General features: G+C 71.7%; 28 protein-coding genes. 14 read left to right on the top strand and 14 right to left on the bottom strand.

What is annotated here, in order from left to right; genetic code table 11:
* A partial coding sequence (locus CCN72_RS00500) for an alpha/beta fold hydrolase (RefSeq protein ID WP_143664015.1) occupies positions 1-472 on the bottom strand: 472 nt, incomplete at its 3' end.
* Positions 473-687: 215 nt separating this feature from the next.
* Between CCN72_RS00500 and CCN72_RS00495 the strand changes: the two genes are divergently transcribed.
* The 4 genes from CCN72_RS00495 (at position 688) to CCN72_RS00480 (ending at position 2,527) form a co-directional block, all read left to right on the top strand.
* Positions 688-912: a hypothetical protein gene (locus CCN72_RS00495; RefSeq protein WP_085566427.1), complete on the top strand. Its 225-nt coding sequence runs from the start codon at positions 688-690 to the stop codon at positions 910-912.
* 132 nt (positions 913-1,044) lie between these two features.
* Positions 1,045-1,686 (top strand): TetR/AcrR family transcriptional regulator, encoded by a 642-nt coding sequence (locus CCN72_RS00490; protein WP_046421389.1) that lies wholly within the window; start codon positions 1,045-1,047, stop codon positions 1,684-1,686.
* Positions 1,687-1,849: 163 nt separating this feature from the next.
* A complete protein-coding gene (locus CCN72_RS00485) occupies positions 1,850-2,077 on the top strand; it encodes a DUF3107 domain-containing protein (protein ID WP_085566426.1) in 228 nt (75 codons plus the stop codon).
* 186 nt (positions 2,078-2,263) lie between these two features.
* The gene (locus CCN72_RS00480; protein ID WP_085566425.1) at positions 2,264-2,527 is read left to right on the top strand and encodes a hypothetical protein; all 264 of its coding nucleotides are present in this window, start codon (positions 2,264-2,266) and stop codon (positions 2,525-2,527) included.
* Between the two features lie 91 nt (positions 2,528-2,618).
* On the opposite strand, the gene CCN72_RS00475 is transcribed toward CCN72_RS00480, so the two are convergent.
* The gene (locus CCN72_RS00475) at positions 2,619-3,362 is read right to left on the bottom strand and encodes a ferritin-like fold-containing protein (protein ID WP_172624620.1); all 744 of its coding nucleotides are present in this window, start codon (positions 3,360-3,362) and stop codon (positions 2,619-2,621) included.
* Between the two features lie 503 nt (positions 3,363-3,865).
* On the opposite strand from CCN72_RS00475, the gene CCN72_RS00470 reads away from it, so the two are divergent.
* Entirely contained in the window at positions 3,866-6,460 is a 2,595-nt protein-coding gene (locus CCN72_RS00470; RefSeq protein WP_107430042.1) for a DEAD/DEAH box helicase, read from the top strand.
* 92 nt (positions 6,461-6,552) lie between these two features.
* Positions 6,553-7,434: an alpha/beta fold hydrolase gene (locus tag CCN72_RS00465; protein WP_086805834.1), complete on the top strand. Its 882-nt coding sequence runs from the start codon at positions 6,553-6,555 to the stop codon at positions 7,432-7,434.
* Here CCN72_RS00465 and CCN72_RS00460 read toward each other — a convergent pair.
* Positions 7,431-8,327 (bottom strand): NYN domain-containing protein, encoded by an 897-nt coding sequence (locus tag CCN72_RS00460; protein WP_037660039.1) that lies wholly within the window; start codon positions 8,325-8,327, stop codon positions 7,431-7,433. The two genes, CCN72_RS00465 and CCN72_RS00460, sit on opposite strands and share 4 nt — an antisense overlap.
* 236 nt (positions 8,328-8,563) lie before the next feature.
* On the opposite strand from CCN72_RS00460, the gene CCN72_RS39485 reads away from it, so the two are divergent.
* Entirely contained in the window at positions 8,564-8,716 is a 153-nt protein-coding gene (locus tag CCN72_RS39485) for a hypothetical protein (protein WP_086805833.1), read from the top strand.
* Between the two features lie 74 nt (positions 8,717-8,790).
* Here the strand turns inward: CCN72_RS39485 and CCN72_RS00450 are convergent, their stop codons facing one another.
* The 3 genes from CCN72_RS00450 to CCN72_RS00440 all read right to left on the bottom strand — a co-directional run bounded on the left by CCN72_RS00450 (position 8,791) and on the right by CCN72_RS00440 (position 11,082).
* Positions 8,791-9,396 (bottom strand): MarC family protein, encoded by a 606-nt coding sequence (locus CCN72_RS00450; protein ID WP_085566420.1) that lies wholly within the window; start codon positions 9,394-9,396, stop codon positions 8,791-8,793.
* Positions 9,397-9,465: 69 nt separating this feature from the next.
* Positions 9,466-10,323 carry a PHP domain-containing protein gene (locus CCN72_RS00445; RefSeq protein WP_086805832.1) on the bottom strand — a complete coding sequence of 286 codons (858 nt, stop codon included), beginning with the start codon at positions 10,321-10,323 and terminating at the stop codon, positions 9,466-9,468.
* Between the two features lie 117 nt (positions 10,324-10,440).
* Complete coding sequence (locus CCN72_RS00440; RefSeq protein WP_085566418.1) at positions 10,441-11,082, bottom strand: DUF6758 family protein; 642 nt, start codon at positions 11,080-11,082, stop codon at positions 10,441-10,443.
* 186 nt (positions 11,083-11,268) lie between these two features.
* Between CCN72_RS00440 and CCN72_RS00435 the strand changes: the two genes are divergently transcribed.
* Positions 11,269-12,492, top strand: a complete 1,224-nt coding sequence (locus tag CCN72_RS00435; RefSeq protein WP_085566417.1) for an MFS transporter — start codon at positions 11,269-11,271, stop codon at positions 12,490-12,492.
* Positions 12,493-12,513: 21 nt separating this feature from the next.
* Here CCN72_RS00435 and CCN72_RS00430 read toward each other — a convergent pair whose 3' ends face one another.
* The gene (locus CCN72_RS00430) at positions 12,514-13,098 is read right to left on the bottom strand and encodes a suppressor of fused domain protein (protein ID WP_086805831.1); all 585 of its coding nucleotides are present in this window, start codon (positions 13,096-13,098) and stop codon (positions 12,514-12,516) included.
* A 503-nt stretch (positions 13,099-13,601) separates the two neighbouring features.
* Between CCN72_RS00430 and CCN72_RS00425 the strand changes: the two genes are divergently transcribed.
* Together CCN72_RS00425 and CCN72_RS00420 are read left to right on the top strand one after the other, a co-directional pair.
* Positions 13,602-14,729, top strand: coding sequence for a magnesium and cobalt transport protein CorA (locus CCN72_RS00425; protein ID WP_086805830.1), 1,128 nt, complete (start codon positions 13,602-13,604; stop codon positions 14,727-14,729).
* Positions 14,730-14,751: 22 nt separating this feature from the next.
* The gene (locus CCN72_RS00420; RefSeq protein WP_086805829.1) at positions 14,752-15,267 is read left to right on the top strand and encodes a hypothetical protein; all 516 of its coding nucleotides are present in this window, start codon (positions 14,752-14,754) and stop codon (positions 15,265-15,267) included.
* Between the two features lie 47 nt (positions 15,268-15,314).
* On the opposite strand, the gene CCN72_RS00415 is transcribed toward CCN72_RS00420, so the two are convergent.
* On the bottom strand, positions 15,315-16,058 hold the full coding sequence (locus tag CCN72_RS00415) for a hypothetical protein (RefSeq protein WP_208637881.1): 744 nt from the start codon (positions 16,056-16,058) through the stop codon (positions 15,315-15,317).
* Positions 16,059-16,318: 260 nt separating this feature from the next.
* On the opposite strand from CCN72_RS00415, the gene CCN72_RS00410 reads away from it, so the two are divergent.
* From CCN72_RS00410 to CCN72_RS00400, 3 genes are read left to right on the top strand one after another with little or no spacing between them, the layout of a single operon-like run.
* Entirely contained in the window at positions 16,319-17,617 is a 1,299-nt protein-coding gene (locus tag CCN72_RS00410) for a magnesium transporter MgtE N-terminal domain-containing protein (protein WP_086805828.1), read from the top strand.
* A complete protein-coding gene (locus CCN72_RS00405; protein ID WP_085566412.1) occupies positions 17,607-18,203 on the top strand; it encodes a DUF1003 domain-containing protein in 597 nt (198 codons plus the stop codon). The genes CCN72_RS00410 and CCN72_RS00405 overlap by 11 nt, the downstream gene beginning before the upstream one ends.
* Positions 18,204-18,246: 43 nt before the next feature.
* On the top strand, positions 18,247-19,380 hold the full coding sequence (locus CCN72_RS00400) for an Mrp/NBP35 family ATP-binding protein (RefSeq protein WP_086805827.1): 1,134 nt from the start codon (positions 18,247-18,249) through the stop codon (positions 19,378-19,380).
* A gap of 49 nt (positions 19,381-19,429) precedes the next feature.
* Here the strand turns inward: CCN72_RS00400 and CCN72_RS00395 are convergent, their stop codons facing one another.
* The 5 genes from CCN72_RS00395 to sigE all read right to left on the bottom strand — a co-directional run bounded on the left by CCN72_RS00395 (position 19,430) and on the right by sigE (position 24,383).
* Positions 19,430-20,092, bottom strand: coding sequence for a hypothetical protein (locus CCN72_RS00395; protein ID WP_167408625.1), 663 nt, complete (start codon positions 20,090-20,092; stop codon positions 19,430-19,432).
* 233 nt (positions 20,093-20,325) lie between these two features.
* Positions 20,326-20,796 carry a sec-independent translocase gene (locus tag CCN72_RS00390; protein WP_085566409.1) on the bottom strand — a complete coding sequence of 157 codons (471 nt, stop codon included), beginning with the start codon at positions 20,794-20,796 and terminating at the stop codon, positions 20,326-20,328.
* 84 nt (positions 20,797-20,880) lie between these two features.
* Complete coding sequence (locus tag CCN72_RS00385) at positions 20,881-22,485, bottom strand: S1C family serine protease (RefSeq protein WP_086805825.1); 1,605 nt, start codon at positions 22,483-22,485, stop codon at positions 20,881-20,883.
* Between the two features lie 117 nt (positions 22,486-22,602).
* Positions 22,603-23,673, bottom strand: a complete 1,071-nt coding sequence (locus tag CCN72_RS00380) for a zf-HC2 domain-containing protein (protein ID WP_086805824.1) — start codon at positions 23,671-23,673, stop codon at positions 22,603-22,605.
* Positions 23,670-24,383 (bottom strand): RNA polymerase sigma factor SigE, encoded by a 714-nt coding sequence (gene sigE / locus CCN72_RS00375; protein WP_078967560.1) that lies wholly within the window; start codon positions 24,381-24,383, stop codon positions 23,670-23,672. The genes CCN72_RS00380 and sigE overlap by 4 nt, the downstream gene beginning before the upstream one ends.
* Positions 24,384-24,616: 233 nt before the next feature.
* On the opposite strand from sigE, the gene CCN72_RS00370 reads away from it, so the two are divergent.
* On the top strand, positions 24,617-25,318 hold the full coding sequence (locus tag CCN72_RS00370; RefSeq protein WP_232988525.1) for an O-methyltransferase: 702 nt from the start codon (positions 24,617-24,619) through the stop codon (positions 25,316-25,318).
* A gap of 117 nt (positions 25,319-25,435) precedes the next feature.
* Here the strand turns inward: CCN72_RS00370 and CCN72_RS00365 are convergent, their stop codons facing one another.
* Positions 25,436-25,603, bottom strand: a complete 168-nt coding sequence (locus CCN72_RS00365) for a DUF3117 domain-containing protein (protein WP_018544333.1) — start codon at positions 25,601-25,603, stop codon at positions 25,436-25,438.
* Between the last annotated feature and the right edge of the window lie 33 nt (positions 25,604-25,636).

The following is a 25,636-nucleotide window of genomic DNA, read 5'->3' as shown; positions in this document are numbered from 1 at the left end:
TCCGCAGCTCCGGCAGCGCGGGCGAGATCAGCGTGAGGGTGCGCACCAGATCGGGGCGTACGGCGGCCACCCGTGTGGTGACCGCGCCGCCGAGCGAGTTGCCGAAGAGGTGGACGGTGCCGTGCCCGGAGGCGTCCAGGTAGCGGATGACGGCCCGCGCGTGCCCGGTGACGGAGTAGTCGCCGTCGTCCGGGGGCGGGGAGTCGCCGAATCCCGGCAGATCGATCGCCTCGCCGGCGACGACGCCGTCCAGCTCGGCCATCAGGTCCGACCAGTTCTGCGAGGAGCCGCCGAGCCCGTGCACATACAGGGCGCGCGGCAGGTCCTCGCGCACGGGCGGCCGGTAGCGCACCGACAGGGTGACCCCCGGCAGGCCCACCGTCCGCAGCCGCTCCCCGTCGCCGACCCGGACGGGCGCCACCCTGGGGAGGACGCTGGCGGCCGGCGCGGAGGGCGACTCGGTGGAAGACATGCGGGCAATGTTACGAGGTGATCACACCGGGGTTCGTGTGTTCGCCGTCACAGAATGAGCCGTTCCGCGCATGAGCCGTTCCGCGGGGGACAACCGGGGCGCGGACGGGCGCGCACGGCATGGCGTCCGGATCGGCCGTCTCCTAGGCTCGTAGCAGAGGGCACCCGCGTGTGGCCCCTGCCGTGCCCAGGGACGTCGTAGGAAGGGAGCCCATCATGGCCCAGGATCCGACCGAGCCCGACACCATCGAGGAACTGGACGAGGAGACGGCCCCCGAGCTGGGCGTCGAGGAGCCGGAAGTGGACGCCGTCGAGCAGCAGGCCGATGTCCGGCCCGAGCGCGACGACACTTTGACGGCGGAGAAGAAGGACCGGGCGAACGAGGCCGATCTGCTCGAACAGGCGCGCGTGGTCTCGCTCGACGAGGACGACTACCGCTGATCGACCGCGTGACTCGGCTTTCGCCGTCGTCCGGTACATGAAATTCTGCGCTCGCACCGCGCACACCACGGTTACCGAAAAGTACGATGGCCGCGCGGTCGACACCGCATGTGGACGACATTGGGAGGCGGCGTGACAGCCATCGAGCAAACAGAGGCAGCACGCCCGCGCGGCACCCGGCTGCCGCGCCGAGCCCGACGGAACCAGTTGCTGGGCGCGGCCCAGGAGGTCTTCGTCGCACAGGGCTACCACGCCGCGGCGATGGACGACATCGCCGAGCGGGCCGGCGTCAGCAAGCCGGTGCTCTACCAGCACTTCCCGGGCAAGCTCGACCTCTACCTCGCGCTGCTGGACCAGCACTGCGAGGCGCTGATCCAGTCGGTGCGCGGCGCGCTGGCGTCGACGACCGACAACAAGCAGCGGGTGCGGGCGACCATGGATGCCTACTTCGCCTATGTGGAGGACGACGGCGGCGCCTTCCGGCTGGTCTTCGAGTCGGACCTGACGAACGAGCCCGCCGTGCGCGAACGCGTCGACAAGGTGACCACCGAGTGCGCCGAGGCGATCTGCGAGGTGATCGCGGAGGACACCGGCCTCTCGCGCGCGGAGTCCATGCTGCTCGCCTCCGGTCTCGGCGGGCTCGCCCAGGTGGTGGCCCGTTCCTGGCTGCACAGCGATCGCAGTGTGCCGCGCGACAACGCGGTACAGCTCCTCGCCTCGCTCGCCTGGCGCGGCATCGCGGGCTTCCCGCTGCACGGCAACGAGCACCACTGAGTCGCGAACGAGCACCACTGAGTCGCGTCACGGTGTTCATTCCCGGACGGTGTTCGCTGTTGGCGTTCCCGGCCGACCGCGTGCACGTCCCCTCACCGGGCTAATGTGTGCTGGTACGGCGCGGAAGATCGCGCACATAACTGACCGTCGGAGGGACAAAGCCGTGGAGGTCAAGATCGGCGTGCAGCACGCGCCCCGCGAGATCGTTCTGGAGAGCGGTCAGAGCGTCGAGGAGGTCGAGCGCCTGGTGTCCGACGCACTCGCCGGGAAGACGCAGCTGCTGACCCTTGAGGACGAGAAGGGCCGCAAGGTCATGGTGCCGACGGACAAGTTGGCATACGTGGAGCTCGGCGCGCCGACCGTGCGCAAGGTGGGCTTCGGCGCGCTGTAGTCAAGGCCATGGCAAGGGCCCGGCGGCATTCGGCCGCCGGGCCCTTGTGCTGAGCGGATGACGCCGAGCGGATTCGCACACAGTAACGACACAACTCCTCCATAGCGGAGGATTGCAGTCCGCAGGTCACGGGTAAGACGGGCTACGACCGTTCAAGGCAGACCGGCCGTGGGAGGGACCCCCGTCATGATCCTGGAAGCACTCGGCACCGCCGTGCTCGGTCTCCTGCTCGCCTGGGCGGCGACCGTCCGCCTCGCCCACCGCCTCCCGAACCGCCCCCTGGTCTACTCGACCGGCACCGCGGGCGCCCTCCTGGGCGACTTCGTCACCCACAGCGCCCTGGGCTCGGGCTTCACCCTCGTGCCCTTCCTGGGCGCGGCGATCATCTCGGCCGCCTCCCTGTCCCTGCTCCTGCGCCCGTCACGCGCCCGCCGCTCCCTGACGGCGTAAGCAGCGCCCCTCAGGGGCGCGGGGAACTGCGCGACCAGCCACAACTCACCCGCAGCCGCGCAACTCTCCGCAACCACCCCCTATGAGGGCGCTACGCCGCCAAACCCAGCGCGGCCATCCGCTTGGTGTGCGCCTCCGTGATCCGCGTGAACATCCGCCCCACCTCGGCCAGATCGAACCCGTCGGCCACCCCGCCCACCAGCATGGTGGACAGCGCGTCCCGGTCCGCCACCACCCGCTGCGACTGCGACAGCGCCTCACCCATCAGCCGCCGCGCCCACAGCGCGAGCCGCCCGCCGACCCGCGGATCGGCGTCGATCGCGGCCCGCACCTTCTCCACCGCGAACTCCGCGTGCCCGGTGTCGTCGAGCACCGCGAGCACCAGTTCCCGGGTGTCGATGTCGAGCCGCGCCGCCACCTCCCGGTAGAAGTCGCTCGCGATCGAGTCGCCGACGTACGCCTTGACCAGGCCCTCCAGCCAGTCCGAGGGCGCCGTCTGCCGGTGGAAGCCGTCCAGCGCGGCGACGAACGGGTCCATCGCCCCCGTCGGGTCCTCGCCGATCTCCGTCAGCCGGTTCCGCAGCCGCTCGAAGTGGTGGAACTCGGCCGACGCCATCTTCGCCAGCTCGGCCTTGTCCCCGAGGGTCGGCGCCAGCTTCGCGTCCTCCGCGAGCCGCTCGAACGCCGCGAGCTCTCCATAGGCGAGCGCCCCGAGCAGATCCACGACGGCGGCGCGGTAGTGCGGCTCGGCGGCGGCCTGCGCCCAGTCCTGCGCGGCGACACCGGTCGGAACGGGGGCGGCGGACGCGTTCTCAGGCTTGTCAGAGCTAGTCATGAGGCGCACAATAGCCCGCTTGGCGCCCCCCTCAAGCCCCCGGTCGATCACTGTGACCACCACTACGTGACCAATTCGGCCATCGCATGTGCGTGGATCCGGGGTATGGTGGTAATGCGCCTGGGAGTGCGTCGACGGTGTTCGACGTGTTCCGACAGGGCGCACGCATGAGGATGCCCGGTCGGTGGCCCGATCGGCTCCGACCCGACAGACCTCCGTGGCCGTACGGCTCCATACGTACGACGACCGGAGGGACACCCTCAGCGGTACGAGCGCTAGAGCGTCGGCCGAGGTCCCCTGTCTACGGCTTGCCTTGACAGGTACGCCTGTACGGCAGCCGACGTCCCCGGCAGGTCAGTCCTGACCCCCCGCGCTCGCCTCGCACCGCGCCACACAGAAGAGGCAGCACCCTGACTACGACGTTTCGAGACCTTGGGATTCTCCCCGAGACCGCCGAGGCCCTGGAGGCCGTCGGCATCGTCAATCCCTTCCCCATCCAGGAGATGACGCTTCCCGTCGCCCTTTCCGGCACGGACGTCATCGGCCAGGCCAAGACCGGCACCGGCAAGACGCTGGGCTTCGGCCTCCCCCTCCTGGAGCGCGTGACCGTCCCCGCCGATGTCGAGGCCGGACGCGCCACCACCGACGCACTCACGGACGCCCCGCAGGCGCTGGTCGTCGTCCCCACCCGCGAGCTGTGCACCCAGGTCACCAACGACCTCCAGACGGCCGGCAAGGTCCGTAATGTGCGCGTGCTGGCCATCTACGGCGGCCGGGCCTACGAGCCCCAGGTCGAGGCCCTGAAGAAGGGCGTCGACGTCGTCGTCGGCACCCCGGGCCGACTGCTCGACCTCGCGGGCCAGAAGAAGCTCGACCTGAAGCACATCAAGTCCCTCGTCCTCGACGAGGCCGACGAGATGCTCGACCTGGGCTTCCTGCCCGACGTCGAGAAGATCATCGGCATGCTTCCGGCCAGGCGCCAGACCATGCTGTTCTCGGCGACCATGCCGGGCGCGGTCATCGGCCTCGCCCGCCGCTACATGTCCCGGCCCACGCACATCCGCGCCACCGCGCCGGACGACGAGGGCGCGACGGTCGCGAACATCAAGCAGTTCATCTACCGCGGCCACTCCATGGACAAGCCGGAGATGATCGCGCGCATCCTCCAGGCCGACGGCCGCGGCCTCGCGATGATCTTCTGCCGCACCAAGCGCACGGCCGCCGACATCGCCGAGCAGCTCCAGCGCCGCGGTTTCGCCTCCGGCGCGGTCCACGGCGACCTCGGCCAGGGCGCCCGCGAGCAGGCGCTGCGCGCGTTCCGCAACGGCAAGGTCGACGTCCTCGTCTGCACCGACGTCGCCGCGCGCGGTATCGACGTCGAGGGCGTCACCCACGTCATCAACTACCAGTCCCCCGAGGACGAGAAGACGTACCTGCACCGCGTCGGCCGCACCGGCCGCGCGGGCGCCAAGGGTACGGCGATCACGTTCGTGGACTGGGACGACATCCCGCGCTGGCAGCTGATCAACAAGGCGCTGGAGCTGGACTTCAACGACCCGGTGGAGACGTACTCCACGTCCCCGCACCTGTTCTCCGACCTCGGCATCCCCGCGGGCACCAAGGGCGTACTGCCCCGCTCGGAGCGGACCCGTGCCGGTCTGGACGCAGAGGTGCTGGAGGACCTGGGCGAGACCGGCGGACGCGGCTCCCGTGGCCGCGACCGTGATCGTGACCGCGACCGTGGTCGTGGTGGCCGCCAGGACCGCCAGGACCGTGCCGAGTCCCCCGCCGCCGAGCAGGAGCGTCCGGCGCGCACCCCGCGCCGTCGCCGTCGCACCCGGGGCGGCGCCCCGATGGACGCGGCCGTGCAGGCACCGGCCGCCGAGTCCACGTCCGTGGAGGAGTCGGCGACCCGCACCCCGCGCCGTCGTCGTCGCACCCGCAACGGCGCCCAGGCGCCGGCCGCGGTGACGCCGGTCGTCGAGGTGAGCACCGAGGCGCCGCAGGAGGCGCCCGTGGCCGCCCCGTCCCCCGCCGCGGCGGAGGTCGCGGAGGTCGTCGAGAAGCCGCGTCGCCGTCGTACCCGCAAGGCCGCGGAGCCCGTGGCGGCGGAGCCGGTGGAGAGCGCCGTCGTGGAGACCCCGGCGCCGGCCCCGGCCGTCGTCGTGGAGCCCGAGGCGGAGGCCAAGCCGCGCCGTCGTACCCGCAAGGCGGCCGAGCCGGTCGCCGAGGCCGAGGTGGAGACGGTGGAGGAGGCCAAGCCGCGTCGCCGTACGCGCAAGGCCACCGAGGCTCCCGCGGTCACCGCCGAGGCCGAGGCCGAGGCCGTCGAGGCGGAGCCCAAGGTGCGCCGCACCCGCAAGGCGGCCGTCGCCAAGACGGACGCGGTGGAGACGGACGCGGCCGAGGCCAAGCCGCGGCGCACCCGCAAGACCGCCGCCGCCGAGCCGGAGGCCGACGCCCCCGAGGCCGAGGCCAAGCCCCGCCGCACCCGCAAGACGGCTGCCGCCGCCGAGACCGCGACGGACACCGCCGAGGCCACCGAGGCCAAGCCCCGCCGCACGCGCAAGACCGCCGCCGCCGTCGAGGCAGCCGAGGGCACCGAGGCCGCGCCGCGTCGCCGTACGCGCAAGGCCGCGGAGCCGGTCGCCGAGGCCGAGGCCGTCGAGGCGGAGCCCAAGGCACGTCGTACCCGCAAGGCGGCCGTCGCCAAGACGGACGCGGTGGAGACGGACGCGGCCGAGGCCGAGCCCAAGCCGCGCCGCACCCGCAAGACCGCCGCCGCCAAGCCGGAGGCCGACGCCCCCGAGGCCGAGGCCAAGCCCCGCCGCACCCGCAAGACCGCGGCGACGGCCGAGACCGCGACGGACACCGCCGAGGCCACCGAGGCCAAGCCCCGCCGCACGCGCAAGACCGCCGCCGCCGTGGAAACGGCCGACGGGGTCGAGCCGGCCGCTCCGAAGGCGCGGCGGACCCGTAAGGCCGTCGCCGAGACGGCCACCGCGGAGATCCCGGCGCAGGCCACCGGCGAGCCGGAGGTCAAGCCGCGCCGCCGCACCCGCAAGGCGACGGCCGCCGTGGAGGCACCGGAAGCCTGATCCGGCGCCGCCGCAGTCTCTGACGGCCCGGTCCACCGAGGTGGACCGGGCCGTCGGCGTCCCCCCGGCACCCTCCGGCTAATCTCTCCCCCATGAGCAGGCCCGATACCTTCGTACCGCCCCCCGGCGCCCGTGCGTACGCGCTGGACACCGCGCGCGGGGAGTTCGCCGTCGTCGACGCTCCGGTGGCCGAGGGGGTCGAGGCGAAGGGGGTCGTCCTGCTGCTGCCCGGGTTCACCGGCAGCAAGGAGGACTTCAACCCGCTGCATGTGCCGCTGGCCGAGCGCGGGTACCGGACCGTGGCCGTGGACGGGCGCGGGCAGTTCGAGTCGGAAGGCCCCGAGGGCGACGAATCGGCTTACGCGCAGGGCGAGTTGGCGGCGGATGTGCTGGCGCAGGCCGCGGCGCTCGGCGAGCCGGTGCATCTGCTGGGCCACTCCTTCGGCGGCCAGGTCGCCCGCGCCGCCGTCCTGCTGGACCACACGCCCTTCCGGTCACTGACCCTGATGGCATCGGGACCGGCGCGGATCTCGGAGTCCCAGCGGGAGCGGGTACGGCTGCTGCGGGACGCGCTCGCCGTGCTGACCATGGCGCAAGTGTGGGACGCGATGCGGGAGATGGAGGCGCCCGAGCAGACCGGGACGCCCGAGCCGGGTGACGCCCCGGGCATCCAGGAGGACATGCGGCGCCGCTGGATGGGCACGAAGCCCGCCCAACTCCTCGCCGCCGGGCGTCAGTTGTGCGCGGAGCCGGACCGGGTCGCGGAACTGGCCGCCCTGGCACTGCCGTTCCATGTCGTGTCGGGCGCGTACGACGACACCTGGCCGGTGCCGCTGCTGGACGACATGGCGATACGGCTCGGCGCGCACCGCACGATCATCGACGGCACCGAGCACTCCCCCAACACCGAGCGCCCGCTGGAGACCGCCCGCGCTCTCGCCGACTTCTGGGACGGCACCGGGGGCGATCGCTAGTACTGCGCCTGCAAGTGGTCCCAGAACCCGTCCCTGAGGGCCCGGCGCAGATCGGCCTGGCCGCGCAGGGAGTACTGGAGCAGGCCCTCGGCCTCGACCAGCAGGTCCTGGTCGACGGAGCCGGGCAGATAGGGGTGGCCCGGCAGCAGCTCGACCAGGGCGTCGCGGCCCCGGGAGGCCAGCCACTTTGCGGCGATCTGGGCGCCGACGAAGCGGACGTCCTCGCGGGTGGGCCGGGCCCCGGCTCCGGCCTCGTAGGCGGCGGCCGTGCGCCGGGAGACGTACGGCTTGAAGAACTCCAGGTCCAGGGTGCGCTGGCTGTCGACCTCCCACAGCAGCGGCTCGGCCTGGTTGCGGCCCTCGGGTGCCTCGATGCCCCACAGATGGACGCGGGCGCCGTAACCCTGGGCGGCCTCGACCGCGGAGACCAGGTCCTCGTCGCCGCCGAGCAGGGCCGCGTCGCTGATGGCGCGGTGCCGGGCCAGTGACTCCAGATCCGTGCGGATGAGGGAGTCGACGCCCTTCTGCTGGTTGTTGGCGTTGAGGTTGCCGAGGCGGACCTTGACGTCGGGGAGTTCGGCGATGGACTGCTGCTCGGCGGTGTGGATGCGCCGCCGGGCGCCGTCGTACCAGTAGACGCGCAGCAGCCGGCTGTCCGCGAAGACGGTGCGGGCGCGGTCGATCAACGCGTCGATCAGGCCCTCGGCGTCGACGTCGAAGGCCCGGCGGTCCTCCGTCCCGGCGACCAGGCGGCCCGCGGCCGCGTACAGATACCCGGCGTCCACGAAGATCGCGTGGGTCGAGGGTGTCTTCGCCACCTCGGCGAGCATGCGTTCGAGCAGCTCATTCGTACGGTCGATGCGGGTGGCGAGATGCGCCAGGTCGTCGTTCATCGCCCCCCATTCTCCTCGCCGTCACACTGTGAACACAACTGCTCCCGGTCGGTCCCAGGCGATCTCATACGGTCACCGACGACCACCTACCGGTCAGTAGTTAGGCGTTCGAAAAATTTCTTTAGCGTAGGGAATGTTTGTAACACGCGGCACGTTGACTCAGTACGACGCCGGATACACATCCGGCGCGCCAAGTAGTTCTCCGCAGGAGGATGACCAGACGAAGGGAGAAGCCTGTGCGCTTCGAAATCATGCGACTCGACGAGGTCGACGGCACCACCGTGGACAGCACCGTCGTGGACGCCGCCTCCGTCAACCGGATCGTTCAACAGGCCGCCGCAGTGGGGCAGCGCCTGTGGATCCGCCCGGCCGAGACCCCGGCCTCGTAACGGGGTTCCCGCTCAAGCCTTCCGGGGGAACCGAGCCGTATACGACGGCGCGGTCCCCCCGGATCACCTGAGCGTCAGCTTCCGTGGATCACCTGGGTGATCCCGTTGATGATCTGCTGCACCGCGATCGCCGAGAGCATCATGCCCGCGAGCCGCGTCACCAGCACCACGCCGCCGTCCTTGATGACCCGGATGATCAGCAGCGAGTAGCGCATCACCAGCCACAGCACCACATGGATCGCGAGGATCGCGACCCACACGGATATCTGCGTGCTCACGCTGTCGGCCTTCTGCACGGCCAGGATGACGGACACGATCGCGCCGGGCCCCGCGAGCAGTGGCATGCCGAGCGGCACCAGCGCCACATTGACGTCCTTGGTCGCCTTCGGCTCGTCGTTCTTGCCGGTGAGCAGGTCGAGCGCGATCAGCAGGAGCAGCAGACCGCCCGCGATCATCAGGGCGGGCACGGACACATGCAGATAGTCGAGGATCTGGTGCCCGAGGACGCCGAAGACGGCGATGACCCCGAACGCGACGCAGACGGCCTGGAACGCCATCCGCTTCTGCACCTTCGCCGGCCGGCCCGCGGTCAGGGCGAGGAAGATCGGGGTGATCCCAGGGGGATCCATGATGACAAAAAGGGTCAGGAACAGAGAGCCGAAGACGGCGATGTCGAACATGCGGAAGTACTGGCCTTGCTGAAGAAGAAGAACTGAGGGTGTGAGCGCGCGTCGGCCGCGGAGGCGGCCTCAGGCTCCGCCGGCCCCCGGGACCGGGAACGCGCCGGTCGCCCGGCGGGTGATCTCCCCGTACACCTCGGGGTCGGTGGTGTAGTCGCCGAGCGCGACGGTCTTGCGGCTGCCGTGGTAGTCCGAGGAGCCCGTGACCAGCAGGTCCAGCTCCTTCGCCAGGCCGCGCAGCCGGTCCTTGGCGGCGGCGTCGTGGTCCATGTGGTCGACCTCGATGCCGTCCAGGCCGGCCGCGGCCATCTCGGCGATCGCGGACTCGGGGACGGTGCGGCCCCGCTTGGCGGCGGCCGGGTGCGCGAACACACAGACCCCGCCCGCGGCCTTGACCAGCCGGATCGCCTCGAAGGGGTCGGTCTCGTGCTTCGGCGCGTAGGCGCGGCCGCCGTCGGCGAGCCACTCCTCGGTGAACGCGTCGCTCACCGTCTTCACCACGCCCAGCTCGACCAGCGCGGACGCCACATGCGGGCGCCCGACCGAGCCGCCGGCGGCGATCCGCTCGACCTGCTCCCAGGTGACCGGCACGCCCAGCGCGTTCAGCTTGGCGACCATGCCCTTGGCCCGCGGCACCCGGTCGTCCCGGACCAGCTCGCGCTCGGCGAGCAGAGCGGGCTCCTCGGGGTCGAAGAGGTAGGCCAGCATGTGCATCGAGATGCCGTCGATACGGCAGGACAGCTCGGCGCCGGGGACCAGGGTGAGCCCGGCGGGCAGCGCGGCGATGGCCTCGGCATGGCCGCGGGTGGTGTCGTGGTCGGTCAGCGCGATGACGTCCAGACCGGCCGCGGCTGCATGGCGCACCAGCTCGGCGGGGGTGTCCGTGCCGTCGGACGCCGTGGAGTGACAGTGCAGATCGATGCGCACGGTGACTCCAGACGGGCCCGGGACGGAAGAGGACACCTCAGGATAACCGGCCGGGACACCCGCTTTGTCACGACCGATCCCGAGGTACGCCCCCTACAGCCCGACCCCCTACAGCCCCTAGGGGCGCAGCAGCCGGGGTGACAGCGCCCCGCAGGGTGCCAGGTCCAGTTCGGCGCCCGCGTCGCGCAGATCGGTCAGGACCAGCTCGTCGTACAGCAGCAGGCCCGCCTGCTCGGGCCACAGCACCGCCCACAGCCACATGCCGAGCGCTTCCCCGGCGAAGACGGCGCGGTCGTCCGGGGTGCGGTAGACGTGCCACAGGGGTGTGGGGCGGCCGGCGGCGAGCACCTTGGTCTGGGGTGGTTTCTCGACGTTCATGTACGGCCCCGGGTCCGGGCCGTCGATGCCCGCGTAGCGCGCGCCGAGGCCGACGCCCATCTCCTCCGCGACCAGGATCAGCTCCCCGGGGCCGCCGAGCGGGCCGGGCCCCGAGCAGGCGACGGCGGTCGCGCGGCCGCCGCTGCGGTCGTCGCCCGCGTAGGCCACGCCCGTGAAGAGCCAGCCGACCGGCAGCGGCCACGGCATCCACAGCGGGACATGCGTGCGCTTCGCCACCGCGCCGAGGGCCTCGACGCTGGGCGGGATCACGGGCTGTAGCGGAAACACCGCCCCGTGGGCATCGCACTGCCACGTGTCGGCGAAGAGACCGGGAGCCCTGACCCGGCCACCACAGCGCGGGCAACTGGGTTCGCCCCTCATAGGGCTCCACGGTCCTACCCCGGCCCGTCCACGTCAAGGACGATCACCCGTCCGGGCGCCCTGACCAGGTCAAGTAGATGCATCTTGCATTAATTAGCAGAGCTAACTTAGTATGTGCATAAGCCAACTATCTGGCCGGCAACCGGTCAGCCACCTACGCGCTATCCAGCAGAACGGGAGAAGCACATGGATCCCCTAGACGCGGGAGCCGGCAGCATCCTGCGACAGCCCAAGGCGGTCTGGGCCACGGCCGGCGCCTCCGTCGTCGCCTTCATGGGCATCGGCCTGGTCGACCCGATCCTGCCGTCGATCGCGCAGGGCCTGCATGCCACACCCAGTCAGGTGTCCCTGCTCTTCACCTCGTACTTCCTGATCACCGCGGTCGCGATGCTGCTGACCGGCTTCGTCTCCAGCCGGATCGGCGGCAAGAAGACGCTGCTGCTCGGCCTCGCCTTCGTGGTCGTCTTCGCCGGTCTCGCCGGCACCTCGGACACGGTCGGCCAGCTGGTCGGCTTCCGGGCGGGCTGGGGCCTCGGCAACGCGCTGTTCGTCTCCACCGCGCTCGCGGTCATCGTCGGCGCGGCGGCCGGCGGCAGCGCGGCGGCGATCCTGCTCTACGAGTCCGCGCTCGGCCTCGGCATGGCCTGCGGCCCGCTGCTCGGCGCGGTGCTGGGCAACATCAGCTGGCGCTACCCCTTCTTCGGCACGGCCACGCTGATGGCGATCGGCTTCCTGTGCATCACGGTGTTCCTGAAGGAGCAGCCGAAGCCGGCCCGCAAGACCTCGATCCTGGACCCGCTCAAGGCGCTCGGCCACGGCGGCCTTGCCTCGGCGGCGGTCTCGGCGTTCTTCTACAACTACACGTTCTTCACCGTGCTGGCCTTCACCCCGTTCGTGCTGAACATGACCCCGTACCGCTCCGGCGCGGTGTTCTTCGCCTGGGGTGTGCTGCTCGCGGTGTTCTCGGTGGTCGTCGCCCCGCGCATGCAGGAGCGGTTCGGCTCGCTGAAGGTGCTCGGCGGCTCGCTGGTGCTGCTCGCGGCCGACGTCCTGGTGCTCGGCTACGGCAGCCACACCGCCGCGATCGTCTGCACCATCCTGTCCGGCGCCTTCATCGGGGTGAACAACACCGTCTACACCGAGCTGGCGCTCGGCGTCTCGGACGCCCCGCGCCCGGTGGCGAGCGCGGGCTACAACTTCGTCCGCTGGTTCGCGGCGGCGGCCGCGCCCTACTTCGCGCCGAAGATCGAGGAGTGGACCGACATCCACATCCCGTTCGTGGTGGCGGCGGTCACCGCGCTGCTGGGCGCCGTGGTGGTGGCCGTACGGCGCCGCTCCCTCGTCCACGAGGCCGAGGAGCTGGCACCGCGGCACGCCACCGAGGACGGGGTCACGGTCTTCGCCAACTGACCCGTCGCCAGGTGAGCTTGCTCACTCCAGCGGTACGGACCTGCGGACGGGATCCCGCAGGTCCGTACCGTGCGTCAGCCAGCGTTCCTGGAGGGCCTGGGCGCCCTGCACCCGCTTCCAGGCGGCCTCGTTCGGGGTCATCGGCAGCAGCGGCAGGAACCGTACGGGATCCAGCGGATCGTCCAGCTCCAGATCCTCGACCAGTCCGCCGCCCTCGCCCACCAGGACCGAGGTGAAGGGGGCGCCGGGCCACAGCGGATCGCCCACGTCCAGGGAGGCGCCCGGGGTCACGATCAGCCCCTCGACCTGCGGGGAGGCGGCGAGCACGGCGAGCGGGCGGAGCACCTTGTCGGTGTCGGCGACGCCCGCGCGCACGGACAGGACCAGTTCGGCGCGGGGGCCCTCGACGGGGTCGGCGACCAGCGCGGTGGGGTCGCTCATGGGGTGCGCGGACATGCCGAGGGTCGCGTAGCGGACGACGTCCCCCTCGGTGAAACGGAGCACCTCGATGCGGTCCGTGCCGAGGAAGGTGACGGCCGCGCGCGCGTCCGGAGTGCCCAGGGCGGTGGTCAACCGTGCCTCGACCAGAGGAAGAACATCAACCATGCAGTGAGCATAGAACTCGTCAGCAGCGGGCAAAGCGGCACCTTGACAGCAAGGGCGGCTGGTACTCTGAGCCGGCGGTTCGGGGCGGCGTGCCAAGCACGCTGTCAAGCCCGGAACCCTGGGAACTCCCTTACGAGGGACCGGCCGGAGGAGGTGGGGCTGTCATGGATCGAAGTCGACCTGGTAGTACCACTCGCTCTTCCGCCCGCTGAATGTAGTCACTGGCTGTCGTAGCCACTGACCGGTTTTCGTTCTGGCCGGCTGCCGCCTTCCCGTGCGCGTCACTGTTCGGAAGAGCACTTCGTCTCGCTTTGCCTGATCTGCATCAGTTCTGCATCAGCAGCGAAATCGCCACCGCAACGGTGCGGTGCTCCCCGCTTTGTGGACGAGCCAAACACCTTCCCCCGCCCCCGGCCGGGGAAATTCCTGGAGGACGTCCCCATTCCGGGTAGTTCCACCCGTCGTCGGCGGTCTTTCGTTGCCTGTCGCGAAGGAGCCTGCCCATGTCGATGATCCGCGACCTGCGCGCCGTGGTCCGTCCCTCCCGCGTCTCGCCGCGCAAGGCCACGAGCGCGCCGTCCGCGTCGTACGACACCACGCGTGACCCCGCCACCCCGTCGGCCGTGGTCGACTGCGCCGTCTACCGCGACGGCCGGCGCCTCGTCAGCGCGAAGCCGCTCACCCCGCAGGAGGCCATGCGGCAGGTGCGGCGCGACGGCGGCTTCGTGTGGATCGGGCTGCATGAGCCGACGGAGGCCGAATTCGCCGGTATCGCGGGCGAGTTCGGGCTGCACCCACTCGCCGTCGAGGACGCGGTGCAGGCGCATCAGCGGCCGAAGCTGGAGCGCTACGACGACTCGCTGTTCACCGTCTTCAAGACCATCCACTACATCGAGCACGACCAGCTGACCGCGACCAGCGAGGTCGTGGAGACCGGCGAGGTGATGTGCTTCACCGGCCGGGACTTCTTCATCACCGTGCGGCACGGCGGCCAGGGCTCGCTGCGGGCGCTGCGGCACCGGCTCCAGGACGACCCCGAGCTGCTGGCCAAGGGGCCCTCGGCGGTGCTGCACGCGATCGCCGACCATGTGGTGGACGGGTACATCGCGGTGGCCGACGCGGTGCAGGACGACATCGACGAGGTGGAGACCGAGGTCTTCTCGCCCGGCCGGGGCGGTGTCTCGCGCGGTGTGGACTCCGCGCGGATCTACCAACTCAAGCGCGAGGTCATGGAGTTCAAGCGGGCGGTGGCCCCGCTGCTGCGGCCGATGCAGCTGCTCAGCGAGCGGCCGATGCGGCTGATCGACCCGGACATCCAGAAGTACTTCCGGGACGTCGCCGACCATGTCGCCCGCGTCCATGAGCAGGTCGTCGGCTTCGACGAACTGCTCAACTCCATCCTCCAGGCCAACCTCGCGCAGGCGTCGGTCGCGCAGAACGAGGACATGCGGAAGATCACCGCGTGGGCCGCGATCATCGCCGTGCCGACGATGGTGACCGGTGTGTACGGGATGAACTTCGAGCACATGCCGGAACTGCACTGGAAGTACGGCTACCCCATGGTGCTGACCTTCACGGTCGCCGTGTGTGTCGGCATCCACCGGGTACTGAAGCGCAACGGATGGCTGTGAGCGGCGTGGATAGGGTGGACGCATGACAAGCGAGCTGCTCACGCGGGCCCTCATCGAGGAGGCCGCGAAGAAGTCCGGCCTGCTGTGGGTGCGGGGCGCGCAGGCGTCCGCCGCGCATGCCGTGTGGCATGTGTGGCACGAGGGCGCGGTGTGCCTGGTGGGCGACGGGCCCGGGGAGCAGCCGCTGACGGGGCTGGCCGACGGGGGCACCGCCGAGGTGACCGTGCGCAGCAAGGACAAGGGGGGCCGGCTGGTCTCCTTCACGGCCGCGGTGAGCGAGCAGGCGCCCGGCACCCCGCAGTGGGAGGCGGCGGTCGCCGAGCTCAAGGGCAAGCGGCTGAACGCCCCCGACGCCGAGGTGATGACGGACCGCTGGGCGCGTGAGTGCCGGGTGCTGCGCCTGGTGCCGACGGGTGCGGTGGCCGCGCTGCCCGAGGGCGATCTGGCGCAAAGACCGGTGCCGACCCCGGTGACCACGCGCCGGCCGGTGCCGGCGGCCCTGCCGAAGCTGCTCGCGAAGCGCCGTAAGGGGCGGTAAGGACCCTAGGGGGCCGCAACCCTCGTACCCCTGGCGCGTCTGCCCCGCTACGACGTCGGCAGCTGCTGCCCGTAGTCCACCGTCTCCGAGTCCTTGGGTTCGGTGACGGTGAAGTTCGCGCCCCAGTCGGAGAAGCGGAGCGTGCCCGCGTGGCCCGCGCGGGTGAGGGCGAGGGGGTAGGGGGTGCCCTTGAGGGAGACGTCGAGGGTGCCGCCGGAGCCGTGGTCGCCCGTGATGCGGACCGTCGGGGTACTCGCCAGGGTGTGCCGTCCGTCGGTCGCCAGCGAGCCGTGCAGTGTCAGCAGACCCGAGAGGAGGACGTCCTTGTCCGTGAAGCCGCTGAACTTCTTGTACGCGGGGTCCCCCTGCGGCACCTTCACGTACTTCCCGTCGAGCTTGGCCGCCGCCCCGCTCCCGTCGCCGCCCTTGCTGTCCGGCTGCGCCCAGAAGGCCGCGTCGGCCTTCAGATACAGCTGGGTGCCGACCCGCAGCAGCCTGAACGTGTCGGCGCCCGAGGTCACCGAGCCGGTCCCGCCGTCGTCCTTGAGGCGCATGTCGAGCCGGTACGTACGGCCGCTGGTCACCACGGTCCCGGACAGCCGGACCGCCGAGGCACCCTGCGCCGCGGACCGCGTGCGCGCCTGGATCTTGTCGGCGGACAGCTTGCCGACCCCGTTCGTGCCCGCGTCCGGATCGCCGCCGCCGCATCCGGTCAGCACCGCCGCGCCCGTCACGGCCAGCACGCACAGCGCGGTCACCGGACGGGTACGGCCGAGGGGAATCGCAGTCACAGGTGAGGTCGCCTTTCCGACGGTTCCTTCAGCGGCGTACCGCAGCGTACCGGTGCCCGGGGCACCCGGCGGAGCCAGTCCGTCCGGACCCCCCACCAGGGCGTATCCGAGCGGTACGGGCTAGCCTGAAGCGCAACCGTGCGGGCAAATCCGAGCAATTCACCGACAAAAGCAATCCCGGTCGCAAACCACTTCGACCACTTCGCGCAGACCCTCGATGTAAACCTCGTACGCACGTTCCCTGACAAGGAAGCAGAACCATGGCAGCCGGCGCCCCCCGGATCTTCGTCTCGCACCTCGCCGGGGTCCCCGTCTTCGATCCGAACGGCGACCAGGTGGGGCGGGTACGCGATCTCGTCGTGATGCTGCGGGTGGGCAAGCGGCCCCCGCGGGTGCTCGGCCTCGTCGTCGAACTGTCCACCCGGCGCCGCATCTTCCTGCCCATGACCCGGATCAGCGGCATCGAGTCCGGCCAGGTCATCAGCACCGGTGTGATGAACGTGCGCCGCTTCGAGCAGCGGCCCACCGAGCGGCTGGTCTTCGGCGAGCTGCTGGACCGGCGGGTCACCCTGGTGGAGACCGGCGAGGAGGCCACCGTCCTCGACATGTCCGTGCAGCAGCTGCCCGCGCGCCGGGACTGGGAGATCGACCGCGTCTTCGTCCGCAAGGGCCGCAAAGGCAGCGCGTTCCGCCGGGTCAAGGGCGAGACGATGACCGTGGATTGGTCCGGCGTCGCCGGGTTCTCCCTGGAGGAGCACGGACAGGGCGCCGAGAACCTGCTCGCCACCTTCGAGCAGCTGCGCCCCGCCGACCTCGCCAATGTGCTGCACCACCTCTCCCCCAAGCGGCGCGCCGAGGTCGCCGCCGCCCTGGACGACGACCGGCTCGCCGACGTCCTTGAGGAGCTGCCGGAGGACGACCAGATCGAGATCCTCGGCAAGCTCCAGGAGGAGCGCGCGGCCGACGTCCTGGAGGCCATGGACCCGGACGACGCGGCCGACCTGCTCTCCGAACTGCCGGAGGAGGACAAGGAGCGGCTGCTGAGCCTGATGCAGCCCGGCGACGCGGCCGACATGCGGCGCCTGATGTCGTACGAGGAGCACACGGCCGGCGGTCTGATGACCACCGAGCCGATCGTGCTGCGCCCGGACGCCACCGTCGCCGACGCGCTCGCCCGCGTCCGCAACCCCGACCTCTCCCCCGCGCTCGCCGCCCAGGTCTACGTCTGCCGTCCGCCGGACGAGACCCCGACCGGCAAGTACCTGGGCACGGCCCACTTCCAGCGGCTGCTGCGCGACCCCCCGTACACCCTGGTCAGCTCGCTCCTTGACGACGATCTCCAGCCACTGTCCCCGGACGCCTCGCTGCCGGTGATCGCCGGGTTCTTCGCCACCTACGACATGGTGGCCGCGCCCGTGGTGGACGAGGCCGGGTCGCTGCTGGGCGCGGTGACCGTCGACGACGTACTGGACCATATGCTGCCCGACGACTGGCGTGAGACCGAGTTCCATCTGGAGGAGAGCCCCGAGGGCGAGAAGGGGGCCGGCCATGCCTCCTGAGCGCGAACGGGACCGCACGCCCGCCGGAGCCACGGCCGCCGGCCGCCCGCGCACGCCCCGGCTCGACCAGCCGCGCCCGCCCCGGCGCCGGTTCCTGCCCGAGTGGGACCCGGAGGCCTTCGGGCGGCTGTCGGAGCGGATCGCCCGGTTCCTCGGCACGGGACGCTTCATCGTCTGGATGACGATCGTCATCATCCTCTGGGTGCTGTGGAACGTGGTCGTGCCCCGGCATCTGCGGTTCGACGAGTACCCGTTCATCTTCCTGACCCTGGCGCTGTCCCTCCAGGCGTCCTACGCCGCGCCGCTGATCCTGCTCGCGCAGAACCGGCAGGACGACCGGGACCGGGTCAACCTGGAGCAGGACCGCAAGCAGAACGAACGGTCGATCGCCGACACCGAGTACCTGACCCGGGAGATCGCCGCGCTGCGCATCGGTCTGGGCGAGGTCGCCACCCGCGACTGGATCCGGGCCGAGCTCCAGGACATGCTCAAGGAGATGGAGGAGCGGCGCGGTCACGGCGGCCCGGTCGTATTCCCGGCGGAACGGACGGAACGCCCGCCGGGACGTGACGCAGACGACCGCTGAAGGGCTACCCGGAGGGCCCTCGGCGCGCCGTACCATCGTCCTTATGGCTACGGAAGACGCGGTGCGCGAGGCACTGGCGACGGTGAACGACCCCGAGATCAACCGCCCCATCACCGAACTGGGGATGGTCAAATCGGTGGAGATCGGGGAGGACGGCACGGTCGCGGTCACCGTGTACCTGACGGTCTCCGGCTGCCCCATGCGCGACACCATCACCCAGCGGGTCACCGAGGCGGTCTCCCGCGTCGAGGGCGTCACCGGTGTGGACGTCACGCTCGACGTGATGAGCGACGAGCAGCGCAAGGAGCTGGCGGCGGCCCTGCGCGGCGGCCAGGCCGAGCGCGAGGTCCCGTTCGCCAAGCCGGGCAACCTCACCCGGGTCTACGCGGTCGCCTCCGGCAAGGGCGGCGTCGGCAAGTCCTCGGTCACGGTGAACCTCGCGGCGGCGATGGCGGCCGACGGCCTCAAGGTGGGCGTCGTGGACGCCGACATCTACGGCCACTCGGTGCCGCGCATGCTGGGCGCGGAGGGGCGGCCCACCCAGGTCGAGAACATGATCATGCCGCCGTCGGCGAACGGCGTGAAGGTCATCTCGATCGGCATGTTCACGCCGGGCAACGCGCCGGTGGTCTGGCGCGGCCCGATGCTGCACCGCGCCCTTCAGCAGTTCCTGGCCGATGTGTACTGGGGTGACCTGGACGTCCTGCTCCTGGACCTGCCGCCGGGCACCGGCGACATCGCGATCTCCGTGGCCCAGCTGGTCCCGAACGCCGAGATCCTGGTCGTCACGACCCCGCAGCAGGCGGCCGCCGAGGTGGCCGAGCGCGCGGGCTCCATCGCGGTGCAGACCCACCAGAAGATCGTCGGCGTGGTCGAGAACATGTCCGGCCTGCCCTGCCCGCACTGCGGCGAGATGGTCGACGTCTTCGGCACCGGTGGCGGTCAGATGGTCGCCGACGGCCTCACCCGTACGACGGGCACGAGCGTCCCGGTCCTCGGTTCCATCCCCATCGACGTCCGGCTGCGCGAGGGCGGCGACGAGGGCAGGCCGGTCGTCCTGACCGACCCCGACTCCCCGGCCGGCAGCGCCCTGCGCTCCATCGCGGGCAAGCTGGGCGGCCGCCAGCGCGGCCTGTCGGGCATGTCGCTGGGGCTGACCCCGAGGAACAAGTTCTGAGCCGTACGGCACAGGAAGGGGGCGCCGACAGCACCCGGCGCCCCTGGGGTCACACGTACGCGGAGATGTCCTTCACCACGGCGAACCCGAGCCCGTAGGCGCTCATCCCCCGCCCGTACGCGCCGAGATGCACCCCCGCCTCCGTGGACCCGGCCAGCACCCAGCCGAACTCCGACTCCCGGTAGCGGAAGGACGAGGCCACCCCGTCCACCGGGAGCGAGAGCCTGGACCACTCCGGCCCGTCGAGATCGTCGGCCAGTTCCCAGGCCGCCTCGGTCTGCTGCTCCAGCCAGTCGTCGCGCAGCGCGTGATCCATCTGCCCGGGCCAGGTGAAGGACAGCAGCCCCACGCCCGCGAGCCATGCCGCCGACGACACGGACGTCGCCTCCAGCAGCCCCGAACCGTCGGCCACCCGCCGGGACGGATGCGCCGCGACGGTCACCACGGCCGCGAACTTCTCCCGGGGCTCCGCGGAGACACCCTCGTGCAGCACGGACGGCGTGTCACCGTGCCCGATCGCTCCGTGCTCCACGGCGCCGTCGGACGCCATGCCGACCTGCATCAGCCAACGCGGCCCCGTGAACGCCTCGTCGAGCCCGTACCAGGGGAAGGGCGCCCGCAGGTAACCGTCGACCGTGCCGCGGTCGGCGGCGAGGCCCTGTCCGCCCTCCGTGGCCGGCGCCGTCGCGCCCACCCGACTCGTCGTCTCCATCTGCCCGGACGCCTCCTCGCGCTCGTCGGACCGAAGCGACGGCCCGCCCCCCTTCGGGCGTACTCGTCCGGTCCGCACAACAACTCGGCAGCATATCCACACCGCTGAGAGCCGCCGGGCAGGCACCTGTCACCGGGGTCCCCCGAACGACCTGTTCAGGCCGTTCGGGACGGGCGCGCGCCATGACGTGCGTCACGTGCGCGTGTCGGTATGTCAGGCGGGGCGGGGGCGGCTCAGGTGGCGTCGAAGTCGAACGGCGGCCGGTCGTCCTTCTCGGACTCCTCGGGCTTCTTCGTCATGTCGATCTTCCCGCCGGTGGACGGCGTGGCCGCGGCGGAGTCGGAGGAGGACGACGAGGAGGCCGAGGACGAGGACCCGGTGTCACGGCCGTTCACCGCGTCGGTGAGTTCGGCCATCTCCTTCTTCAGGTCGAAGCCGTTGCGGATCTCCTGGAGCCCCAGCTCGTCATTGCCGAGCTGCTTGCGCAGGAGCGTCTTGGGGTTCAGGTCCTCGAAGTCGAAGTCCTTGAACTCGGGGCCCAGCTCGCTGCGGATGTCCTGCTTCGCGCTCTCCGAGAACTCGCGGATCTTCCGGATCGTCCGGGTGACGTCCTGGATGACCTTGGGGAGCTTGTCCGGACCGAACACGAGCACCGCGATGACGATGATCGTCAGTAGCTCCATTGGCCCTATGTCATTGAACACCTGACGCTCCTTGCGATGTCCTCGGTCGCTCAACGGTACCCGGCGTTCTGGTCCGACCGGTACCGTCCCGAGGTGAGACTTGTGTCAGTTCTGGTCCGCGGTGCCCAGGACGACTGAGACCTCCCGCTCGGTCCCGCCGCGTTCGACCGTCAGCCGCAGCCGGTCGCCGGGCTGGTGGGCGCGGATCCTGATGATCAGCTCCGCCCCGGTGTGCACCGGCTCGCCGTCCACCTCGGTGATCAGATCACCCGCTTTGAGCCCGGCCCGCTCGGCCGGTCCGCCCTTGAGGACGGCGGGGCCGCCGTCCGGGGCCCGGCTGTCGACGCGGGCGCCGTCGCCGGAGTACCCCATGTCGAGGTCGACGCCGATGACCGGGTGGGTGGCACGGCCGTCATTGATCAGTTCCTCGGCGACGCGCTTGGCCTGGTTGACCGGTATGGCGAAGCCGAGTCCGATGGAGCCGGCCTGGCCGCTCTCGGTCTCCGAGCCGCTGTCGGCGGAGCGGATGGCGGAGTTGATGCCGATGACATGGGCCCGGGAGTCCAGCAGCGGCCCGCCCGAGTTGCCCGGGTTGATCGGCGCGTCGGTCTGGAGGGCGTCCACGTACGACACATCGCTGCCGTCGCTCTTCTCGCCGCCCGCGGTGATGGGCCGCTCCTTGGCGCTGATGATGCCGGCGGTGACGGTGTTGGCCAGGTCGAAGGGGGCGCCGATGGCGACGACGGGGTCGCCGACCCGGACGTCGTCGGAGTCGCCGAGGGTCAGCGGGGTGAGTCCGTGCACGCCGCTGACCTGGACCACGGCGAGGTCGTAGCCGCTGTCCCGGCCGACGACGGTGGCCTTGACGGAGGTCCCGTCGCTGAACGTCGCGGATATCTTGCCGCCGGACGCGGCGGGCGCGACGACATGGTTGTTGGTGAGGATGTGGCCGCGGTCGTCCAGGACGAAGCCGGTGCCGGTGCCCTCCTCGTCGGTGCCGGCGACATGCAGGGTGACGACGCTGGGCAGGGCGCGGGCGGCGATCCCGGCCACGCTGTCCGGCGCGCGCCCGGCGGGCCCGCCCTTGGCCCCCGGCAGGGTCACCTCGCCCCCGATCCCTTCGCGTTCGACATAGCCGCCGACGAGCCCGCCGAGCCCGGCCGCGACCAGGGCGAGGGCGAGCGTCCAGCCGAGCGCGGCACGCCGCCGCCGGGGGCGTCCCCCGTGCACCGCCACGGCCCCGGGCTGCTGGAGCGGCCCCGCGGCCCAGGGGTCGTAGCGCCCCCAGGGGTCGGCCGGGAGCTGCCGGGCGGGCAGGGACGCGGACGCGGGCGCCGGGGGTGCGGTGGGCATGGTGGGCGGCGCGGGTGTGATGGATGTGGTGGGCGGCGCGGGTGCGATGGGTGCAGCGGGTGCGGTGAGCGGCGCGGGTGCGATGGGTGCCGGTGCGGGCTCCGGGGGTACGGCGGCGCCCACCGCCGGCGGGGTCATGACCGTGCCCTGCGCCGGGGTGGCCACCGGGTGCTGGACCGGTGGGGCGGGGGCCCAGGGGCCCGGTTCGCCGTAGGGCGGGGTGCTGTAGGGATCCGGTTCGTGCAGCGGGCTGGGCCGCTCCGGCTTGGCCAGTTCGAAGTCGCCGTCCGGTATCGGTCCGGCCCCCGCCGCTCCCGCCGGCTCCGCCCCCTGCGGAACGCCGTTCCCCTCGTCCATGCTCTCCCCAAGCTGACCCGTGGCCCCGCGCTTCGGCGGCGGCCCCGGAACCTCGACTACCTGCCCGGATTCAACCAGGTCGCGGGCCCCGGCGCAGGGCCCGTCGCGGCACCGGGGTCAGGGCGTCCTGCGGGGCGTCGCCGGAGCCACCAGGGGCGACGCCTGCGGGGTGGCGGACGCCGCGGGGCGGATGGGGTTGTGCGGGGCCGGATCGGGGCCGCTGTCGGACAGCATGCCCGGCACCATGGGCGCCGTGGACCACTTGCCCAGCTGAAGATCCAGGGCCTTGTCCAGCGGGCGTATCAGCGGGGTCACGGCGTTCACGCCCGTCATCAGCGGTCCGGTGGGCCGGCCGCCGGTGTCCTGGGGCTGCCCGGCCGCGATGTCCGACGCGCCCGGCACCAGGGGCGCGGTCACGGCGGCCGTCGGCGGTGCCGTACGCCCCAGCGGTGCCCCGCCGCCCAGGGCCGTGAGCGGGCCCTGCCGACGGCGCTGGGCGTCGGCGGAGGTGGTGGCGCCGGTGCCGCCGGTGCCCGTGGTGCGGGCCGGGATCACATTGCTGCCGGAGCCCCGGGCGTCCGCGGCCGGGTAGCCGGGGATGGCGGTGGTCACGCCGCCGAGGGCGACCGCGGCCAACGACACCGCGCCGGCGGCGGCGAAGGCGAAGCGCAGCCCGCGGGAGGCGGAGCGGCCGTCCTCCGGGCGGCCGACGGGATGGACGCGGAAGCCGCGCTCGCCGAACGGGCCGCCCGGGCCGCCGAAGCCGGTCTCCTCGTGGAAACCGGTCCGCTCGGGGCCGGAACCCCCCGGGCGGGCCGGGACATAGCCGAAGGAGAAGCCGCGGCGCAGGCCGAAGGTGCCCGGGTCGCCGGGGGCCCGGGTCTCGGGGTCATGGCCGAACAGTCCGCCGGGCGGGGTGTCGGCGTCGCCGTCACCGCCCCCGGGGAGGCCCTGGAGGCGGGCCAGCAGGCTCGCGGAGGGCGGGGGTGGGGCCGCAGTCGCGAACACGCTCTTCAGCGCGCGCTGGGCGTCCGCCTCCGCCTTGCAGCGGGCGCAGGTGGCCAGGTGGGCGAGGACGCGTTCCCGCGTGTCATGACCGAGCTCTCCGTCCACCAGGGCGGAGAGCCGGTCTCCCAGATGCTGCTCGGCGAGGTACGCCTCGACCGGTTTCTGCCGTGATCCGCTCACGCCGTCGCGCCCCCTCCTCCCAGTGCGGGGACCCGGGTCATGAAGGAGCGTCGCTCGGCCGCGCGGGCCTCCGGGGAGCGGTGCGCGAGCGCCTTGCGCAGCTGGGAGCGACCGCGGTGGATACGGGAGCGGACGGTGCCGAGCTTCACGCCGAGAGTCGCGGCGATCTCCTCGTACGACAGCCCCTCGATGTCGCACAGGACGACGGCGGCGCGGAACTCCGGCGCCAGGGTGTCCAGGGCCTGCTGGACGTCGGCGTCGAAGTGCGCGTCGTTGAAGAGCTGCTGCGGGGTGGGTTCACGGCTGGCCAGGCGCTCGGCCGCGTCCTCGCCGAGGGCGTCGAAGCGGATGCGCTGCTTGCGCCGGACCATGTCCAGGAACAGGTTCGTGGTGATGCGGTGCAGCCAGCCCTCGAAGGTGCCCGGCGAGTACGTCGACAGGGAGCGGAAGACGCGGACGAAGACTTCCTGGGTGAGATCCTCGGCGTCGTGCTGGTTGCCGGTGAGGCGGTAGGCCAGGCGGTAGACGCGGGCGCTGTGGGTGCTGACGATCTCGTCCCAGGTGGGCGGAGTCCATGCCTGCCCGTCCGCGTCACTGGTGAAGGTCGCGGTCTGGGTTTCGCGCCCGGCGGTTCCGGGTGCGTGGCTGTCAGCAGCGGTGTCGGTCACGGATTTCGGCCTGCCCGCCGATCCGAGGAAGCGCCGTAGCACTCCACCCCGGTCCTCGGGCGCGGCCGCACCTCCCCTGTCGGCTCTGGTGGTGTCCAGTGGAGCCCCTACCATAGCCACCTCGCCCGTTAGCTCCGGATAAGCGTTTTTACGAGAATTTGATACTTGCTGATGCGGCTCGTGCCGCTCCGTCAGCAGTTGTGCGGTGCCCTGCTCCACCTCTCGCCCCCCGAAGCGTCCCCACCACTGTCTCTTCCCTATAAACGCCCGGTCCCATCTGCGGGTTCCCGACGCCAACGGATACAGTCACGCCGAGGCATCCATGGGGACGACAGGAGAGGGTCATTACCGGCAACAGGCAGACGAGCTCGGCTTTCGCCGACGCCTTTGCCGCCGAGGACGAAGCACTGCTGTGGGCCCGCGACCGCGCCCTCGACGCAGGACTGCGCTCGGTGTCGCCCGGCACGGGTTCCGCGCTGCGCCTGCTCGCCGCCTCCGTGGACGCGAAGGCGGTCGCGGAGATCGGCACGGGCTGCGGGGTGTCCGGAATCCATCTGCTGCACGGCATGCGCCCGGACGGCGTGCTGACCACGGTCGATCCGGAGCCGGAGCACCAGCAGTTCGCCCGGCAGGCGTTCCGTGCCTGCGGCTTCGCCAGCAACCGGGCCCGCTTCATCCCCGGCCGCGCCCTGGAGGTGCTGCCCCGGCTCGCGGACGCGGGCTACGACCTGGTGTTCTGCGACGGGGACCGGCAGGAGTACCCGGACTATCTCGCCGAGTCGCTGCGGCTGCTGCGGGCCGGCGGCCTGGTGGTCTTCGAGGGCGTCTTCGCGAGCGGGCGCACCGTCGACTCGGGACCGCAGCCCTCGGAGGTGCTGCGGCTGCGGGAGCTGCTGCGCACGGTGCGCGAGAGCCAGGAGCTGGTCCCCTCGCTGCTGCCGGTCGGCGACGGGCTGCTGTGCGCCGTCAGGCGGTGACGGCGGTGCGGGGTGCCGCCCCGGCGGGCCCCGGCGGGCGTACGCTGCCCGGGAACGCGGCTGCCCCGGCACCGCGTACGATGCCGGGGCAGCCGCAAGGACTGACTCGCGCGCGCGTCAGACGACGACCTTCTTGAGCGCGTCGCCGAGCGCCTCGGCCTCGTCAGGGGTCAGCTCGACGACGAGTCGACCGCCGCCTTCGAGCGGAACGCGCATGACGATGCCCCGCCCCTCCTTGGTCACCTCGAGCGGACCATCGCCCGTCCGCGGCTTCATGGCCGCCATGCTCGTTCCCCTTCCTGAAACCAGCTCATCGTC

The sequence above is a fragment of the Streptomyces murinus genome, from assembly GCF_002154555.1.
Taxonomy (GTDB): domain Bacteria; phylum Actinomycetota; class Actinomycetes; order Streptomycetales; family Streptomycetaceae; genus Streptomyces; species Streptomyces murinus.
The sequence above is the reverse complement of the archived record's forward strand: the minus strand, read 5'-3'. Positions and strand labels throughout refer to the sequence as shown.

What these genes read in the sequence shown, in the direction of transcription:
- CCN72_RS00495 (WP_085566427.1), top strand. Translation starts at nt 688, where the DNA reads ATGGCCCAGGATCCGACCGAGCCCGACACCATCGAGGAACTGGACGAG.
- CCN72_RS00480 (WP_085566425.1), top strand. Translation starts at nt 2,264, where the DNA reads ATGATCCTGGAAGCACTCGGCACCGCCGTGCTCGGTCTCCTGCTCGCC.
- CCN72_RS00475 (WP_172624620.1), bottom strand. Translation starts at nt 3,362, where the DNA reads ATGACTAGCTCTGACAAGCCTGAGAACGCGTCCGCCGCCCCCGTTCCG.
- CCN72_RS00470 (WP_107430042.1), top strand. Translation starts at nt 3,866, where the DNA reads ATGACGCTTCCCGTCGCCCTTTCCGGCACGGACGTCATCGGCCAGGCC.
- CCN72_RS00465 (WP_086805834.1), top strand. Translation starts at nt 6,553, where the DNA reads ATGAGCAGGCCCGATACCTTCGTACCGCCCCCCGGCGCCCGTGCGTAC.
- CCN72_RS00460 (WP_037660039.1), bottom strand. Translation starts at nt 8,327, where the DNA reads ATGAACGACGACCTGGCGCATCTCGCCACCCGCATCGACCGTACGAAT.
- CCN72_RS00450 (WP_085566420.1), bottom strand. Translation starts at nt 9,396, where the DNA reads ATGTTCGACATCGCCGTCTTCGGCTCTCTGTTCCTGACCCTTTTTGTC.
- CCN72_RS00440 (WP_085566418.1), bottom strand. Translation starts at nt 11,082, where the DNA reads ATGAGGGGCGAACCCAGTTGCCCGCGCTGTGGTGGCCGGGTCAGGGCT.
- CCN72_RS00435 (WP_085566417.1), top strand. Translation starts at nt 11,269, where the DNA reads ATGGATCCCCTAGACGCGGGAGCCGGCAGCATCCTGCGACAGCCCAAG.
- CCN72_RS00430 (WP_086805831.1), bottom strand. Translation starts at nt 13,098, where the DNA reads ATGGTTGATGTTCTTCCTCTGGTCGAGGCACGGTTGACCACCGCCCTG.
- CCN72_RS00425 (WP_086805830.1), top strand. Translation starts at nt 13,602, where the DNA reads ATGTCGATGATCCGCGACCTGCGCGCCGTGGTCCGTCCCTCCCGCGTC.
- CCN72_RS00420 (WP_086805829.1), top strand. Translation starts at nt 14,752, where the DNA reads ATGACAAGCGAGCTGCTCACGCGGGCCCTCATCGAGGAGGCCGCGAAG.
- CCN72_RS00410 (WP_086805828.1), top strand. Translation starts at nt 16,319, where the DNA reads ATGGCAGCCGGCGCCCCCCGGATCTTCGTCTCGCACCTCGCCGGGGTC.
- CCN72_RS00405 (WP_085566412.1), top strand. Translation starts at nt 17,607, where the DNA reads ATGCCTCCTGAGCGCGAACGGGACCGCACGCCCGCCGGAGCCACGGCC.
- CCN72_RS00400 (WP_086805827.1), top strand. Translation starts at nt 18,247, where the DNA reads ATGGCTACGGAAGACGCGGTGCGCGAGGCACTGGCGACGGTGAACGAC.
- CCN72_RS00395 (WP_167408625.1), bottom strand. Translation starts at nt 20,092, where the DNA reads ATGGAGACGACGAGTCGGGTGGGCGCGACGGCGCCGGCCACGGAGGGC.
- CCN72_RS00385 (WP_086805825.1), bottom strand. Translation starts at nt 22,485, where the DNA reads ATGGACGAGGGGAACGGCGTTCCGCAGGGGGCGGAGCCGGCGGGAGCG.
- CCN72_RS00365 (WP_018544333.1), bottom strand. Translation starts at nt 25,603, where the DNA reads ATGGCGGCCATGAAGCCGCGGACGGGCGATGGTCCGCTCGAGGTGACC.